Origin of the sequence: Acinetobacter celticus (genome assembly GCF_001707755.1) — a bacterium.
In the GTDB taxonomy this organism is placed as follows: domain Bacteria; phylum Pseudomonadota; class Gammaproteobacteria; order Pseudomonadales; family Moraxellaceae; genus Acinetobacter; species Acinetobacter celticus.
Genome location: NZ_MBDL01000001.1, coordinates 627,954 through 644,970, shown reverse-complemented (window position 1 = coordinate 644,970; position 17,017 = coordinate 627,954). Strand labels below are relative to the sequence as shown.

Here is a 17,017-nt window from a genome sequence, read left to right as displayed (position 1 = left end):
AATTCATGCAAGAAATCCTTCTTATTTCCTTTTTAGGACCAGACCAGCCTAATCAATTCACACGATTAATGCAGGTCCTCTCCGTTCATTCCTTACAAATTCTAGATGTTGGACAAGCCGTCATCCATAACCAGCTGACTTTAGGTATTGTTGTGTCGTCTGATGATCAAACTGCGACAGCATTAGCCATGAAGGAAATTCTGATTCTAGCACATGATATCGGCTTAACTGTGCGCTTTAAACCAATCTCTGTAGCAGAATATGATCAATGGGTAAGTGAGGGAGGACGTACACGCTATATCGTGACAGCCTTAGCGCCCGTACTGAACGCATCTCACTTACAGGCCGTTACAAAAATTGTGTCAGATCAGGGTTTCAATATTGAAACCGTCACTCGTTTATCAGGTCGTCCTGAGCTAGATGAACAAGCCGATAGCCCTAAACGTGCCTGCGTGCAGTTTGGTTTAAAAGGGCAAATGTTAGACGCAACGGCTATGCGTGCGGCTTGTCTACGCTTATCGTCAGAGCTGAGCGTTGATGTTGCGGTACAAGAAGATAATGCCTACCGTCGTAACCGTCGTTTGGTTTGTTTTGATATGGATTCGACCCTCATTGAACAAGAAGTCATTGATGAGTTGGCGATTGAAGCAGGTGTTGGCCAGCAAGTGGCAGAAATTACTGAGCGCGCCATGCAAGGTGAGCTTGATTTTCAGCAAAGCTTCCGTGCACGTGTTGCCTTACTGAAGGGTTTAGATGCTTCAGTATTGCCTAAAATTGCAGAACGCCTCACCATCACTGAAGGTGCTGAACGCTTAATTTCAACCCTGAAAGCATTGGGCTATAAAACGGCTATTTTATCTGGTGGATTCCAATATTTTGCAGAATATTTGCAAGAAAAATTGGGCATAGATGAAGTCCATGCCAATGTGTTGGATGTGCACGACGGCAAAGTGACAGGGGACGTGAAAGGTCACATTGTGGATGGTGCACGTAAAGCATTACTACTTCGTGAACTTGCAGAAAACATGGGTATTTCACTTGAGCAAGCCATTGCGGTAGGGGATGGCGCAAACGATTTACCAATGTTGTCTATTGCAGGTTTAGGGGTCGCATTCCGTGCCAAACCATTGGTACGTCAAAATGCCAATCAAGCTATTTCTAGTGTCGGTCTAGATGGCGTGCTGTATTTGATTGGTGTGCATGATAAAGATTTAAATCGTGCCTAAGTACGACTAAGACTTTAAAAATGCGGTGTTTTCACCGCATTTTTTTTCATCAAAACAAAGCAAACCCGATAAGTGGTGGCAACAGAGTTGCTGAGAAAAACAACGATTAAACCAATTATAAAAAATATTTTTTCAGGCGATAAAAGCCACATTTTTTTTGTAATGACACGCCAAGCGTGATGGAATCATTGTTCTAGAAAAACCACAAAAAGAAAAAGTGTAATGACAAAATAATATTGCGACAAGGTGTGTCGCTTTATCAAAATACAAGACTTTTCTTATCCAAAAAACTCCGCATAATGCATCCATAGAAAGTGAGATTGACAATAATTCCATTTATTCATTTAACGGTAATCCTTGGTAGCGTGAAGCATCATTTGATGGCTTACTCTGCCAAATGACGGAGGTTTTTATGGTAACAGCGAATTTAGCGACCATCGTTGGCATGAGCTTTATCGCCATGGCTTTGATTGCTGTTTTCTTCTCGCCTTATCGTCGCTGGTTGAGTTTTATGCTGGCTGGAATGCTGGTTTGGGGGCTCATTGAAGTCATTCGTTTTGGTACGCAAACCGTGTTTGAGTTACCCATGACTTACAGCTATTTAACTGCAATCACCTCTGCGATGGTGGTATTTACCTTGATTTTATTGGGTGAGGATCGCCGAGCAGAACGTGCACTGGCCAAGCGCCGTTGTATCGAACACACGCCTGTGTATGACGATGAACAACAGTGTTCAAGTCGCTAATACCGATTAAAGTATATCGATTTAAAAACTGCGCCTGAGGGCGCATTTTTTAGGTCTGACAGGTTGATAATTGTTATACAAAGGTTTGCGTCTAAAAATAGAAGTTATGGTAGGATGATGCAGTCAATTTTCCAACAATTACAATAGGCTCAAAGTCATGAAACTATCGTCAATCCCTGTCGTAAAGTTACCTCTGGTTGATGTCAGCACGGATCCGCTGGATTTACTGGTTGCTGGTTTAGCACTCAGAATGAAACAGCTTGCGCGCACCAGTCCAAAATTCATTGAGTTAGTGCATGAACGTCAGTTCCGTATCCAAATTGGGACAGACTTGGGCGTAGCGCGTCAAATTATTGTAAATAATGGTCAGATTGATACTGTTGCTGGTGATGCAGAAAAAGCAGATTTTATTTTGCAATTTGCAGACAGCGAACAAGGTGTAAAAACCTTAATGAAAGGTGATCCGACTGCATTTATGACAGGAATGCAAAACGGTAGTATTAAAATGGAAGGCGATTTTGGTTTATTGGTGTGGTTTAACCAAGTGGCTAAATTGATTCCGCCAAAGCTTCCAAAACCTATCAAAGAAAAATTAAAAGCAGCACGCCGTTTCTTAAAAGAGAAAACAGGTAAATAAGCTTGCACTTAGATAAAAAAGCCTTCGTTTGAAGGCTTTTTTATCTTGAATTATTCAATCTCTAAGTTAAAGGTCACAGGCCCATCATTGACCAAATGAACTTTCATGTCGGCAGCAAAAATACCTGTTTGCACATGAGGGAATTGGCTTTGCGCATAAGTCACCAATTGCGTATACAATATTTTTGCTTCAGCGGGAGGCATGGCAGGGCCAAAGTCAGGACGTAAACCTTTTTGCGTGTTGGCCATCAGCGTAAATTGTGAAACCAATAATAAACTACCCTTGGCCTGTGCAATGTTCCAGCCCATTTTGCCTTGCTCATCGTCAAAAAAACGATATTTCAAAATTTTATCAATTAACTTTTGGCCTTTTTCGAAAGTATCTTCTTTAGCAAAGCCTAAAAACACCAAAATACCGTGCTGAATTTCTCCCGTGGTTTCTCCTTCAACCACCACTTTCGCTTCTAAAACCCGCTGTAATAACGCCCGCATTTCTCATCCAATAGAATATCTTTAAGGTCAGTATTGTAACAAATCCAGTAGAGATGGCTTTGAAAGATGCTAGAAACCAAGGCCATCTGATTCATGGCTCTATATAAATGTTAATCACGAACTTCAGTTGATTTTGCTACTAAAACAGAATAAAAGGCGACAAGTAAGAGAAAAATGAGGTCTAAGATGGAGCAAAGAACATTGGACAAAAGTGTAGTTTGCTTTGAATAAAGCGCAGTAGGTTTTTTCTATTTAGGCCCATTGAGCAATATTCTTTTAAAACAGCGTAGCCCAGCGCAAAACTTGCCATCTTACCTAAGAAAATATGCTTTAATGCAAGAAGCACAGCGAAATTCAAATAGATATGGCTCCAATCATTCAATCCCTGCTTGATACTGACTTGTATAAATTCACCATGCTTCAAGTGGTTCTGCATAAATTCCCACAAACGCATAGTGTTTACCATTTTCGTTGTCGTAATTTAGATGATACGGTTTATCCCTTAGCAGATATTTTGGATGAGTTGAATGAGCAGTTAGATTATCTTTGTCAGCTTAAATTTGCTGAAGATGAACTGCTGTATTTGCGTAGCTTGCGCTTTATTAAAAGCGATTTTGTCGATTATTTAGAGCTGTTTCAGCTGAAGCGCCGTTTTATTAAAGCGGGTATCGACAGCGAAGGTCGTTTAGATATTTGGGTGGAAGGCCCGATGGTTCAAGCCATGATGTTTGAAATTTTTGTCTTGGCCCTTGTGAACGAATTGTACTTTAAACGAATGCGTTCGGATGAGGTTTTGGCTGAAGGTGAGCGCCGTCTTTTGGCTAAAACTGAACTGCTAAAAAAATACCAAGCAGAACAAAACCCCAATGATCCACCTTTTTTAGTGTCCGATTTTGGCACACGTCGTCGTTATAGTTTTGCATGGCAAAAACATGTCATTGAAGAGTTTAATCACGCTGCACCGTATATTTTCCGTGGTACCAGTAACGTCCTCATTGCGAAAGAATTGAACATTACCCCAATTGGCACCATGGCACATGAGTTTTTACAAGCATTCCAAGCGCTAGATGTGCGTTTACGTAATTTTCAAAAATCGGCGTTGGAAACTTGGGTGCAAGAATATCGTGGTGATTTAGGTATTGCGCTGACCGATGTGGTCGGTATGGATGCGTTCCTGCGTGACTTTGATTTGTACTTTGCCAAGCTGTTTGATGGGTTGCGTCATGACAGTGGCGACCCGTATGAATGGGGGGATAAAGCCTATGCCCATTATAAAAAGCTAAAAGTAGACAGTAAAAGCAAAATGCTGACCTTTAGTGATGGTTTGAATTTAGAAAAAGCATGGTCATTGCATCATTATTTTAAAGATCGTTTCCAAGTGAGTTTTGGGATTGGCACAAACTTAACCAACGACATGGGGCAAACCCCCTTAAATATTGTGTTGAAATTGGTGGAATGTAATGGACAATCGGTGGCAAAAATTTCTGACAGTCCGGGAAAAACCATGACCGATAACGACACCTTCTTGGCTTATTTACGTCAGGTTTTTGATATTTCAGAAGCCTAAGCGACCATTTCGTTAACTTTGCTATTTTCTACGGTCAGACTTTGTTCTGGCCGTTTTGTTTATATCTAAAATTTTGCTAACAGAATGCAAAAAATCACCATAATCGTAAAAATGACTTGTGCTAAGATCAAGGCATACTTATTCAAATACCCTACGAAATGACCATGACTGAATCTGCCTTAAACCTCGGATTGCTGATTGATGCAGAAGACTTAGTGCCGTATTTAGGCCATGAAAAATTAAGAATTATCGATTTGAGCCGTCGTTCCGTCTATGAGCAATTGCATATACCCTATGCTATTCATGTCAAACCAAACCTATTGGTACGTCAGGATGAACAAGCAATGGGGCTTTTACCCGATCAAGCGGGTTTAGAAGCTTTAGTTCGCCATTTGAACATTTCACCTGAACATCATGTGGTGGTTTATGATGATGAAGGTGGCGCATGGGCAGGGCGTTTAATTTGGAATTTACATTGTTTGGGTTTTGAACGCACCAGTTTACTCAATGGTGGGATTCATGCATGGCTAGGTGCGGGCTTAGTAACCTCATCAAAGGTCGATCCCATCATTCCTGTAGTACCTTTGTTACCAATCCATTTGGCTAACAAAAGTCAGTATCAAATTGAATATGCTGAACTTTTAGAAAAAGTGCAACAAAATACAATTCAGGTTTGGGATTGTCGTACCGAAGATGAATATACTGGCCTACGTTTAGCGGCTAGACGAGGCGGTCATATTCCTACTGCACGACATTTTGAATGGAGTACTGCCCTTAGTAGGGAAAATCATTTAAAATTGCATCCTTTAGAACGCATACAACAACGCTTAGAACAACTGGGATTCAATCTTCATGAACCCGTGGTGGTGTACTGCCAGTCCCATCACCGCTCAGGACTTGCCTATATTTTAGGGCGCTTACTGGGTTGGAATATTCGAGCTTACGATGGTGCGTGGAGTGAATGGGGCAATCGCCTCGATAGTCCTATCATAACCGGAGAGTTGCCGTCTTGAGCATCACATCACGATTAAAAAAACAAATTTTCATTCAAACACAACGCCTTGTACCACAGCACAAGTTGTCTCGTGTGATTGGTAAAGTTGCTGCGAGTGAAAATCCATTGGTTAAAAATGTGGTGATTAGTGCCTTTAAAACCCAATATGGCATTGATATGTCCATTGCAGAACAAAGCAATGCCTTAAAATTTAAATCATTTAATGAATTTTTTACCCGCTCTTTAAAAGATGGGGTACGTGAAATTGATACAGATAGTCGCAGTATTGTTTCGCCTGCCGATGGTGCCATTTCTCAATTAGGTAAAATTGAAGCGGGTGATATTTTTCAGGCTAAAGGTCAAAGCTTTTCGGTGGAAAAACTGATTGCCGATCCGCAATTAGCTGAACCATTTAAGAATGGTGAATTTGCTACGGTGTATTTGTCGCCAAAGGACTATCATCGTGTGCATATGCCATTTGCGGGGACATTGACTGAAACCCTGTATGTACCAGGTGAATTATTTTCGGTGAATCAAACCACAGCCGAAAATATTCCAGGTCTATTTGCTCGCAATGAACGCATGGTGTGTTTATTTGATACTGAATTGGGGCGTATGGCCGTGGTATTGGTAGGCGCTATGATTGTGGCGGGTATTGAAACTGTGGCTACAGGAAAAGTGAAGCCAACAGGCCGTTTAGAGCTAAACCAGCACAATTTATTCTTAGAAAAAGGGGCGGAATTGGGCCGTTTCTATTTAGGGTCTACGGCAGTTATTTTATTTGAAGAAAATAAAATCCAGTGGGATGAAACTTTTAAAGCCAATTCTACAGTCGTGATGGGGGAGAAATTAGGTAATTTACTTTAATTTTCAATAAATAAAGTTAGAATGAACCCTCCTATAAAACTATATGCGCCCTATGTGAGGTGCATAAATTATAAATCTGGAGGGTTCACCTATGTGGATGTGGATTTTATTAGCGGTTGTTATACTGATAATTTATAAGGTTCTACAGTCTTACAATAATTTGCAACGCAATGCTCACGAAATTAAAGAAGCATTATCTAATATTTCAGTTTCTATCAGTAAGAAAGTAAATTTAATTAATCAGTTAATGGACGTGGTTAAAGGCTATCAGGCCAGTGAGCAATTGGTTCATTTAACGATTGCTAAAGAAACTGGAATGAATGCGATTTATTCTAATTACCAAGACAGTAATATGATGTTAACCAATCTGCAAGGTTTAGCAGAACGTTATCCTGACTTAAAAGCAGATCAACAATATCATCGCTTAATTTCAAATATTGAGCTATGTGAAGCAGAAATTGCACAGTGGCGTAATGAATATAATGCACGTGTGAAAGGGTACAACACTTTACGCTCTTCAATTCCAACGATCTTTATTGCTAATGGTTTGGGTTTTTCTGAAGCACCTTATTTAGATTTATCTGTCGAAAATGCTGAACAAAACATTTTGAAAGATTTTAAAACTGATGATGGCGAACGTCTTAACGCATTATTTAAATCAGCCAAAGATAATATTGTTGAAGGATCTAAATCTTTAGCATCAACTTCAAAAATTGCTTTGGATAAGGCGACCGATGCAGGTAAAAAGATTGCTACTAGTGATCAAGTACAAAATTTTGTAGAAAAAGCCAATACATATATGGGTAAACCCAATGAACCAAAATTCTTTTATATGCTAACTGAATCTGCACCAAAGGGCCCAGTAAGTTTAGATGAAATTGTGGAATTGGCCCAAGATTTGAATTGGGTTGAGCAAGTACGTTTGTCTGAAGTAGGCTCAGATCAATGGTCTAGCTTTGAAGATTGGGGTAATATTTATTTGAAAACCAGTGTTGTATCGACTCAACAGATCAGTTGAATATACATATAAAAAAAAGCGCCTACTGGCGCTTTTTTTAGTTTTAATTTTTTAGCGTTTAACCACAATGGAATCAATACCACTATGTTGTAAGGTTTGCTGTGCAATGATGGCAGCATCTTGTGAATCATAAGGGCCTGAAACAACACGATACCAAACTTTGCCATTTTCTGTACTTTGTATTACATCTGCAGATAAACCATTCAAAATAATTTCTGCACGACGGGCATCGGCTTGGTCGGGGTCGTCGTAGCTACGTACTTGTAAAATATAATTGGCAACAGGTGCGGGTTCACTTACCTTCAAGCCTGATTCAGTCGCTGTCTCAGCTTGTTCAGGTTTTGGTGCTTCCACAATTACAACTGCGTTTTGATTCTTAGCTTCAGGAATCGCCTGTTCAGGAATAGGTGTGACTTGCTGCTGTGGGAGTAGATCATAAAAGCGATAGTCTTTATTGGTTTCTTCTGTCGCATGTTCAGCAGTTATTTGATTTTTGGCTTGAACAGGTTCCCACGGTTTCCAGAGGATTAAGGCAACCAGAAAACTAAGGATGATCAAAATAATGGCCAAAGTTCCCAGCCATGCTGGAATTAAGGGTTTTTTCGGCTTATTGGGCCGTTCCGATACACCGCGTTGCGTTTTTCCAAACACAGAGGAACCTCATTATTTTAATTAATGTCAAAAATAACATTATTTTCAGTTCAATTATAAAATTATTGGGTTTTGTAAGACAGCACTAAAATGTATCTTACAAAACCCATCTTAAATGTAAACGGTAATTAGAGACTGTTTACATTGATTCTGGTGCACTAACACCCAGTAAGACTAAGCCATTACGAATCACTTGCTGTACGTTTACCGAAAGCAATAAACGTGCTTGAGATAAAGCCACATTTTGTTCATCTAAAATTTTAACATCTTCTTGAGCATACCAACCATGGAAAGAGGCTGCCAGTTCTTTCAAATAGTTACCGAGTTGGTGTGGTTCATAGTTATTGGCTGCACGTGTAATCACTTCAGGATACGCCGCCAGTTTTGACAAAATTTCAGTTTCAGTATCTAAAACCAACAGAGCAGGGTTATAACTTGTTAATTGATTGCGGTCAAAAGCAATGTTTTTTTCAGGAGCACGGATATCTACCATGCGGTTCACACGTGCATGTGCGTATTGAATGTAATACACCGCATTGTCTTTGCTTTGAGACACAGCAAGGTCTAAGTCAAAGTCAATGTGCTGTTCAGACTTACGCATTACGTAGTAGAAACGTGCTGCATCATTGCCGACTTCTTTACGCAAGTCACGTAAAGTCACAAATTGACCTGAACGAGATGACATTGGCACCATTTCGCCACTACGCCATAAGCTGACGAACTGAACCAAAAGCACGGTTAACTTTTTAGAGTCATAGCCCATCGCGTCAATAGCGGCTTTCACACGAGCAATATAGCCGTGGTGGTCAGAACCCCAAATATCAATAATATCAGTATAGCCACGTTGTAGTTTGTTCAGATGGTAAGCAATGTCTGATGCGAAATAGGTGGTTTGACCATTACGACGTTTAACAACACGGTCTTTTTCATCGCCAAATTCAGTCGATTTAAACCAGATGTTGCCGTCTTTTTCGTATAAGAAACCACGTTGATCTAGAGTTTGAAGTGCTTCATCAATTTTTTCAGTTAAGCTGGCTTCACTGAACCATTGATTGAAAGTTACTCCAAATTCGCCAAGGTCATCTTTAATATCATCTAAAATCGCTTTTAAAGCAGCTTGATGGAAAACACGGTAGCTTTCGCCTAAATATTTTTGTGAATTTTGGATGAGACCATCAATGTGTTTTTCTTTGTCGCCAGATAAAACCACTTTGTTGCCATCAGCATCCAATTCAGGAGCAAATTGCACATCTTCTGGAACATCTTGATAAATGTCTGCCACTGGACGTACATAAGCATCGCCATTTTGGTCAATAATGCTTTGCGCAATTTCTTTGACGTAGTCGCCTTGGTACGCATTTTTTGGAAAAACCAGACTTTGGCCGGTTAATTCTAAATAACGTAGGTAGGTAGATGTCGCTAAAATATCCATTTGACGGCCTGCGTCATTGACATAATATTCGCGGTCAACTTTTGCACCTGTTGCTTCCAAAATATTCGCTACAGTCATCCCGTAGGCTGCGCCACGACCATGGCCTACGTGTAGGCTTGAGGTTGGGTTTGCAGAAACAAATTCTACTTGAATGCGTTTATTGGCATTGATTGACGTGCGACCAAATTGATCTTTTTGTGATTGAATTTGTTCAAGAATTGCAAAGCGTTGGTCTGCATTTAAGAAGAAATTGATAAAACCAGGACCTGCAATTTCTGCTTTATTGATGTCTGCAACTTCTGGCAAATGTGCAAGAATTTTTTCCGCCAAATCTCGTGGCTTCATTGCTGCGACTTTAGAACCAATCATGGCAATATTGGACGCAAAGTCACCATGACTTCGGTCTTTGGTACGCGTCAAAGTGCTGGTGTTTTGCCAGTCAGATGGGAGTACACCTTCAGCTTGAAGGGATTGTACTGCATGGTCGAGCGCTGCTTGGATTGCCGTATTCATAATCAGTCGAAAAATAAATGTCGCGGAAAAACAGTAAATATAGCAAATTTCCGACTCTTTAGGTGAACCCATTTGTCGTGAATAAATAATATTCGATAGAAATTAAAGAATTGCTTGAACTGAATAAAAACAATATATATTAAGCACAGGATATTACTGCAATTTTCTGAGTTTATTGTTATGTCAAAGGAAACGCCCAAAATCATCGGAAATATTTCGAAATTGTCACCTCGTTGGGCGCTCATCGTTGTGCCTTTTATTCTATCGTTTTTAATGAGCGGGATTATTTCTTTTGTGAATATGCTACGCACATTGGGTTGGTTTGATGGATTTATGACGCTTTGGGGATATAACTGGATGATTTCTTGGGCAATAGCATTTCCTATTGTGGTCACGCTGTTGCCTTTTGTACGCAAATTTGCGGGCTTATTTGTGGACATGCGACTGCCGAAATAAACCCTGAATTGAGTGGCAATATTTAGAAGGCAAATTCCACAATTGCACGAATAATCCCTAAAACCAATCCAATAAATGCGCCGACCACTACGCCATTGACCCGAATCATATGAAGATCGCCACCGACTTCATTTTCAATTTTGTCAATCATTTCACTTGAATCCCATTCGTGAATCCGTTCACTGATAAAGCGAATCACTTTTTCACTGTATTGATCGGACAAGTTAATGGCGACATCACTGAGTTTTTCATTCAAAAGTTGGCGTACAGCAACGTTCGAGACCATATTTTCACCGACTTGTTGAATGGCTACTCGTAGGTTCTGTGCAACACCTGAGTCAGGTTTCTGTAGGTCAGATTTGATGGCATCGCACAAAATAACCACGGCACCACTAATGAAATTTAACATTTGTGGACTGTCCAACAAGGCATCTTTGGTCTGATTCAGACGCATACTGGCGGAACTATGACTGTCTGCCAGTTGTAGCATTAAATTTTGGCCCGCTTCTTCAATTTTTTTGCGCCATGGATGATCAGGGTCGGCCAGCATGGATTCAACCCGCTCAATCATTGAATCAATGGTACGTTGTTGTACGTCAATGCCAATCCAACTGGCGCCTTTGGCCAATTTCCACACCCCCAGTTCTTTAAATAACTGACGGGTAAGGTCTTGGCTTTGTTCAGGATGATGCACCATCCATTCATGGGCTAAATCTAGACCACGTTGCAACACGTCTTGATGGAAGTCATTTTCCAGTACGGCGCGGAGCAGTTCACTGGCAAGATGGTTGACCTGTGTGTTTTTAACCCATTGCACGCTATTACTTTGAATAAAGCGCCCAATTTGCTCCTGTCCGACAAAGTCAAAAATTTTCGGTACTGTTTGCTGAATGAGCTCGGTAACCTGACGGTTATTTTTTGGATTGGCTAACCATTTCCCTACGGCCAGTGAAAGATCTGTATTTTGTAGACTGCGCTCCACCACTTGTGGCGATAAAAAATTTTCTTGGACAAAACGACCCATAGACTCTGCGATACGGGCCTTATTGCGTGGAATAATTTCCGTATGATCGCGTAAAAATCGTGGAATCGGCATTTTACCGAAGGGATTGCGAAACAATACAGTAATGGCATACCAATCTGCTAAACCACCGACCACACCTGCTTCTGCAGACAGCATTAAAATATGGATCAGCCAAACATGCTCTGGCAATACTTTGGCAACCACCATTAAGGCCAGCCAGGCCAGTACTGCCATTACAAGAGCAATCATGGCAAAGCGTTTACTGCGCTGTAAATTTGGCGAAGTCGTAACGTGATCCTGATCCTGATCCTGATCCATATCCATTTGGTGGTCTATGCTCCTATTTTGATGGCGCTGGGGCAGTGGCAGTCGGGGCAGGTAGAATCTCGCCAGTTGGACTTAACCCATATTTTGGCCCTAAAGATTGTAAGATCAAGCGCGCATCAAAAGCGTCTTTGGGTGCCGTTTTTTCAGTTTTAAAGCACTCAATGGTATAAGCGACTTGAACAGGATCAAGCGTGACCACTTGAGGCATGTCATAAAATGGGTCAGGCCAAAATCCTGGATAACGACGGTAATAGCCATATGGGTAGGGCGGTGGAGAAGGATAAACCACAGCTTGTCTTGGCGGTTGTTGGCTACGATTGCTTGGATCATCCAACACTTTAAAAAACAGAAAACCTTTTTGCACGGTGGTTTGGGCTGCTTTAACCAAGGTGATTTCTTCAGCTGTTCCATAGCTCATATTTGGGCTGGTTTTAAAACCAATCCGGAAGGTCTGGGCATTGAGTGGTGTATTACTGAATTGGCCCAATTGATCAAAAGTTAAAGGTTTAGATGGCGTTGTGGCACATCCTGCAAGCGTTAAGCTGGCAACAACGGCTGTAGCGAGTAATAAATTCTTCATGCTCAACCTCCTAAGAGTGTTTATACGCAAGGGGAGTAGAAATAACATGCCCTAAAAACTGGAATTTGGTTGCATTAAAAAGGCAGTTTCTTCGGCAGTGGAACACCGCCCTAAAATCTGGTTACGGTGCGGGTATCGACCAAAGCGGTCAATAATGACTTTGTGTCTTTTTTCAAAATCCAAGTTAATTGGATTATTCAGTGCTTCGAATAATTTTAACGCATGTTGATGTATTAGAGGGGATTCACTGTGCATAAAAGGCATGTACAAAAATGCACGCTGTTCTGCAGTCAAGGGTTGATCTAGCCCCAAGCTGATGGCTTCTTGGGCCAAGACCACAGCCTGTGCATCTTGTGCAAAGGCCAAGGGTGAATCGCGGTATAAATTTCTAGAAAATTGATCTAACACAATAATTTCAGCCAAACGACCTTCTGGCGTAGTCCGCCAGTGCCAAAGTTCGGCTTTTGAAGCACTGAGTAATGTGGTTTTAAATTGCATTTCAATGCTTTGATCGAACGCATCACTTTGATTAAACCAATTTTTCTGGTTTTCAGTCGCAAACCAAAAGTCTAAAATATCTTGATAATTCATATGTTTTACATGTTGTTAGCATTTATTATTCAATAAGATCACAAATTTTGAATGTCATATAGTGGTACTTTGTGATAAAAATTTGAAAAAATCAAATAGTCGATTGCCTGAACCACACGCAGAGTATAATGTGCAGCAGATAAATCACGTTATACTGCTATAAATTGATGATTTTATTTTATTAGTCGTTCTTCCATTTAAGCGAGATTGCAATGAGTCAACCCGAATCGACCTCTAAAGATACATTACCGGCTTGGGTAGATTCTTCGCATATAAGCGGGATGCTTCGGGGGATTGAGCGTGAAAGCTTACGTATGCAAAGTACGGGTTTTCTATCTCAAGCGGATCATCCAAAGGCATTGGGTGCGGCGTTGACACATTCGCATATCACCACCGATTATTCAGAAGCCTTGATGGAATTCATCACGCCACCGAAAGAAACCATTGGTCAGGCGTTAGATGAATTAAAAGATATTCATACTGTAGCGCATCGTTATTTAGAACATGACGAAAAATTATGGCCGTTATCGATGCCATGCATGTTGGATGATCACGACGAAAATATTCGTTTAGCACAATATGGTTCTTCGAATATTGGTCGTTTCAAAACCTTGTACCGCCATGGTCTTGGTGTGCGCTATGGTCGTCGGATGCAAACCATTTCTGGTGTACATTATAATTTATCTTTCCCTGATCATTTTTTTGAAGCACTACAAGCGCATGAAACGGATGAACAGCTCAAAACACTCAGCTTGCAAGATTATCGTAGCCACCGTTATTTTGGCTTAATTCGTAATTTTATTCGTTTAACCCCGTTGGTGATGTTTGCAGTGGGTGCAAGTCCTTCGGTTTGTCAATGTTTTATGACAGGACGTGAACATCATTTGTTGCCGTTATTGAGGGGCACCTTATATTTGCCTTATGCGACTGCGTTAAGAATGGGGCGTTTTGGTTATCAAAATTCGGCGCAAAAACAGTTGGGTATTCACTACAATAATTTAAATGATTATTTAGATGGTTTGCAAAAGGCCGTGAAAACCCCGTATGCGCCGTTTACTCGTTTAGGTTTAAAGAATGCGCAAGGCGAACCGATTCAAATTAATGATCATGTCTTACAAATTGAAAATGAATATTACAGCTTAGTTCGTCCTAAACAGGTGCCACAAGATGGTGAAACACCTTCAGAAGCCTTGAAAAATCGGGGGGTAAGCTATGTTGAACTACGCGCAGTCGATGTCAACCCGTATAGCTCGATTGGGATTGACGAAAATACGGCAGGCTTTTTAGAGGCGTTGGCATTGTATTGCTTACTCAAAGACAGCCCGAATTTATATGATGATGAACAAGAAGTTATTGAAAAAAATCAGGCTGAAGTGGTTAATCGCGGGCGAGCACCCAATGCTGAAATGCTAGAGAATGGCGAAAAACATTTCATTGAAGACTGGTGTCGTCATTATTTAACAGAACTGCAGCCAATGGGCGCTTTACTGGACAGTGCTTATCAGACAGAGTTGTACCGCAATGCTTTGGAAACCATGCTGAAGCGAGTCAATGACGTTGATACAACCCTATCGGCAAAAATGATTGAAGATACTTTAGCGCTAGGTGGTACATGGAGTTTTGGCAGTCATATGGCGCAGCTTCATGTTGCCGAGTATGAACAACACCAACTCAGTGCTGAAAAATGGGCATATTTTGATGATATTGCTCAACAATCGTTAAAACGCCAGCAACAACTCGAACAAGATAATCAAATTAGTTTTGAACAATATCTTACCCATTTTAGATAATAATTAAGAGGATACGCCATGCAATGGAGTTATCGCTTGGTCAGTGGTTTTTTATTTTTAGCCAGTGTTGTGGGTATGGCATTTGCGCTGTATTTAGAGCATGGTCAAGGTTTAAACCCTTGTCCACTTTGTGTTTTTCAGCGCATTGGTTTAATCGGATTAGGCTTAATTTCACTGATTGCCTTTTTACATAACCCAGTTTCTAATGTTTTGAAACGGCTCTATGCCTTTTTAGGTACGCTGGCAATTTTATGGTCTGCAGGTGTGGCTGCTCGGCATGTTTGGCTACAAAGCTTGCCACCTGAAGAAGTACCCAGTTGTGGTCCTGGTTTAGATTACTGGCTAGATACACTGCCACTGAAGTCGGTATTTCAACAGGTGTTAACAGGGTCAGGCGAGTGTGCTCAAATTGATTGGATGTTGTTCGGTCAGTCTTTACCTGTTTGGTCTTTGGTTTTCTTTAGTGTATTGGCTGTGATGAGTTTATGGCAGTTATTGCGTAAATATCAGAGCGCACCTGTAAAACGCCTCAGAGATAAATACTAAGAAGCGCTGGATTAAAACTAAAAAAAGCTCTACTGTTAGAAAAGCCAGTCCATTTCTAAATGGACTGGCTTTTCTTTTTTAAATTTATTAGGTTAAAGCAATGCCTTCAATGCTGTTTAAATCCATCATAAATTCATGAATCTGTGTGCGTTTTAGGTCTTCAGCGTTTGGATAGAACCAATGCACAATTTGTTCTGCAACCAAGGGATGATGATGAATGTCAAAATGATTGATCCCATAAAAAATGGCTTTATGTGCTTCGGGAACTTTAAGCTGATAGCGTACATTGGGATGTTCACCCAAAGCACTTTTCACACTGACTAAATAGTCGCCAATCGCTTGTCTAGTACGGTTTTTACGATGTGGAAATTCGATGGTTCCCGCCACTAAATAGGTGTTGATGTGAGAAGGCAGTGGGGCAGGTTTACGGTTATCATCAATAAGACCAATCCGAATATTATTGTGTTCCCAATCGTCGTCGCGCACGCTACCGTAACGTAAATCTAAAATACCGTTACTACGAATATTGGCAATATGGCCAAAAATTTTACCAAGAGGAATATGACGTAGGTTCCGTTGCAAACTAAAACCAAGACGTTCTAATACAGCACCATGATGCGGTGAACCTAAACAGACTAAATTTTCTACCCGATGCATCCAACTGTATACGTTCTGCTTACCGTAAAACAACGCACTACGTGAAACAAGCCCGCCCATACTATGCCCAATCAAATCAATGCTGGTAATATCAGGGTTACGTCGCACAAGATCTTCTAAGGTATTCGACAAACTGCGTCCATTTGCAGAAATACGTCGGCCAGTATTGTAGTTCAAATACAGCATGGTGTTATGGTCACGCTGTGCAAGAAGCTTTTCTCCAATACCGCCATATTTTCGAGTTGTCCAATCCAAATGGTTCATACATAAACCATGAACGAGCAAAGTAATACGACCCGTCAATTCACCTTTTTGCACTGCACCATAATGGTCATAGACCACCATAGGTAAGGCCATCGGGCTATGTTGTTCGAGTAAATAGTCTCCCAACACGCCATTCAAAGCACCGACTAAAAAATGTAAAGATGGGGTGAGAGGCTTATCATGCAATTTGGGAAATTTTTCAATAATGCTCCGCAAAACTGGTGCCAACAGATAGTTGCCATAATTGAAAAAAGTTTCATATGAAAACTGATAAAGCTTAGCGATAGATGGAATTTTATGAAATTTTTGTGATCTTTGTTCACTCATGCCAAAAATACTAATCAGCAATTCACGCTGAATATTTTGAATCAGGTCATGGACAACATCACTAAAGCGCATGGTCACCAATTGCGCCAAACCTTCTAAAAGATCGGCTTGGCTGGGTGGCGTGCGGTCCCATTTACAATAGGTCTCATGCAGTGGCGTTAAACTTGGCATTGTTTCCTACCTTATTCTTTCCCATACATATTCAGTTCGTTTTGAATGCTGTATGACATGGGTTTTTTTATTAACATTCTATTATTCGTCTCGAATAATTTTTAAAATACATAGAATTACAGATTTTTTAAGCTTTTTTTGTC

General features: G+C 40.7%; 17 protein-coding genes. 10 read left to right on the top strand and 7 right to left on the bottom strand.

Going from position 1 to position 17,017, the window contains the following annotated elements; genetic code table 11:
- The first annotated feature begins 5 nt into the window (after positions 1-5).
- The 3 genes from serB (at position 6) to BBP83_RS02960 (ending at position 2,608) form a co-directional block, all read left to right on the top strand.
- Positions 6-1,226, top strand: coding sequence for a phosphoserine phosphatase SerB (gene serB, locus BBP83_RS02970; RefSeq protein ID WP_068885968.1), 1,221 nt, complete (start codon positions 6-8; stop codon positions 1,224-1,226).
- Positions 1,227-1,638: 412 nt separating this feature from the next.
- Complete coding sequence (aciT, locus tag BBP83_RS02965) at positions 1,639-1,971, top strand: ciprofloxacin tolerance protein AciT (RefSeq protein ID WP_068885967.1); 333 nt, start codon at positions 1,639-1,641, stop codon at positions 1,969-1,971.
- A 157-nt stretch (positions 1,972-2,128) separates the two neighbouring features.
- Complete coding sequence (locus tag BBP83_RS02960; RefSeq protein WP_068885902.1) at positions 2,129-2,608, top strand: SCP2 sterol-binding domain-containing protein; 480 nt, start codon at positions 2,129-2,131, stop codon at positions 2,606-2,608.
- A gap of 50 nt (positions 2,609-2,658) precedes the next feature.
- Here BBP83_RS02960 and dtd read toward each other — a convergent pair whose 3' ends face one another.
- A complete protein-coding gene (gene dtd, locus BBP83_RS02955) occupies positions 2,659-3,099 on the bottom strand; it encodes a D-aminoacyl-tRNA deacylase (protein ID WP_068885901.1) in 441 nt (146 codons plus the stop codon).
- A 364-nt stretch (positions 3,100-3,463) separates the two neighbouring features.
- Between dtd and pncB the strand changes: the two genes are divergently transcribed.
- From pncB to BBP83_RS02935, 4 genes are all read left to right on the top strand, one after another.
- The gene (gene pncB, locus BBP83_RS02950) at positions 3,464-4,666 is read left to right on the top strand and encodes a nicotinate phosphoribosyltransferase (protein ID WP_068885900.1); all 1,203 of its coding nucleotides are present in this window, start codon (positions 3,464-3,466) and stop codon (positions 4,664-4,666) included.
- Positions 4,667-4,830: 164 nt separating this feature from the next.
- Positions 4,831-5,679 carry a sulfurtransferase gene (locus tag BBP83_RS02945; RefSeq protein ID WP_068885966.1) on the top strand — a complete coding sequence of 283 codons (849 nt, stop codon included), beginning with the start codon at positions 4,831-4,833 and terminating at the stop codon, positions 5,677-5,679.
- Complete coding sequence (gene asd, locus BBP83_RS02940; RefSeq protein WP_068885899.1) at positions 5,676-6,527, top strand: archaetidylserine decarboxylase; 852 nt, start codon at positions 5,676-5,678, stop codon at positions 6,525-6,527. The genes BBP83_RS02945 and asd overlap by 4 nt, the downstream gene beginning before the upstream one ends.
- A 91-nt stretch (positions 6,528-6,618) precedes the next feature.
- Entirely contained in the window at positions 6,619-7,545 is a 927-nt protein-coding gene (locus tag BBP83_RS02935) for a LemA family protein (protein WP_068885898.1), read from the top strand.
- Between the two features lie 51 nt (positions 7,546-7,596).
- Here the strand turns inward: BBP83_RS02935 and BBP83_RS02930 are convergent, their stop codons facing one another.
- Positions 7,597-8,196 carry an SPOR domain-containing protein gene (locus BBP83_RS02930; RefSeq protein ID WP_068885897.1) on the bottom strand — a complete coding sequence of 200 codons (600 nt, stop codon included), beginning with the start codon at positions 8,194-8,196 and terminating at the stop codon, positions 7,597-7,599.
- Between the two features lie 139 nt (positions 8,197-8,335).
- On the bottom strand, positions 8,336-10,141 hold the full coding sequence (gene argS / locus BBP83_RS02925) for an arginine--tRNA ligase (RefSeq protein ID WP_068885896.1): 1,806 nt from the start codon (positions 10,139-10,141) through the stop codon (positions 8,336-8,338).
- Positions 10,142-10,321: 180 nt separating this feature from the next.
- Here argS and BBP83_RS02920 point away from each other — a divergent pair, with 180 nt between their 5' ends.
- A complete protein-coding gene (locus BBP83_RS02920) occupies positions 10,322-10,597 on the top strand; it encodes a DUF2798 domain-containing protein (RefSeq protein WP_068885895.1) in 276 nt (91 codons plus the stop codon).
- Between the two features lie 22 nt (positions 10,598-10,619).
- Here the strand turns inward: BBP83_RS02920 and BBP83_RS02915 are convergent, their stop codons facing one another.
- From BBP83_RS02915 to BBP83_RS02905, 3 genes are read right to left on the bottom strand one after another with little or no spacing between them, the layout of a single operon-like run.
- Positions 10,620-11,939: a DUF445 domain-containing protein gene (locus BBP83_RS02915; RefSeq protein WP_068885965.1), complete on the bottom strand. Its 1,320-nt coding sequence runs from the start codon at positions 11,937-11,939 to the stop codon at positions 10,620-10,622.
- Positions 11,940-11,961: 22 nt separating this feature from the next.
- A complete protein-coding gene (locus tag BBP83_RS02910) occupies positions 11,962-12,528 on the bottom strand; it encodes a CC0125/CC1285 family lipoprotein (protein ID WP_068885894.1) in 567 nt (188 codons plus the stop codon).
- 51 nt (positions 12,529-12,579) lie between these two features.
- Complete coding sequence (locus BBP83_RS02905; RefSeq protein WP_068885893.1) at positions 12,580-13,119, bottom strand: DUF924 family protein; 540 nt, start codon at positions 13,117-13,119, stop codon at positions 12,580-12,582.
- A gap of 212 nt (positions 13,120-13,331) precedes the next feature.
- Here BBP83_RS02905 and gshA point away from each other — a divergent pair, with 212 nt between their 5' ends.
- Together gshA and BBP83_RS02895 are read left to right on the top strand one after the other, a co-directional pair.
- The gene (gshA, locus tag BBP83_RS02900) at positions 13,332-14,909 is read left to right on the top strand and encodes a glutamate--cysteine ligase (protein ID WP_068885892.1); all 1,578 of its coding nucleotides are present in this window, start codon (positions 13,332-13,334) and stop codon (positions 14,907-14,909) included.
- Positions 14,910-14,927: 18 nt separating this feature from the next.
- Positions 14,928-15,455 carry a disulfide bond formation protein B gene (locus BBP83_RS02895; protein WP_068885891.1) on the top strand — a complete coding sequence of 176 codons (528 nt, stop codon included), beginning with the start codon at positions 14,928-14,930 and terminating at the stop codon, positions 15,453-15,455.
- 87 nt (positions 15,456-15,542) lie between these two features.
- Here BBP83_RS02895 and BBP83_RS02890 read toward each other — a convergent pair whose 3' ends face one another.
- Positions 15,543-16,874, bottom strand: a complete 1,332-nt coding sequence (locus tag BBP83_RS02890; protein WP_068885890.1) for a PGAP1-like alpha/beta domain-containing protein — start codon at positions 16,872-16,874, stop codon at positions 15,543-15,545.
- Positions 16,875-17,017: the final 143 nt, after the last annotated feature.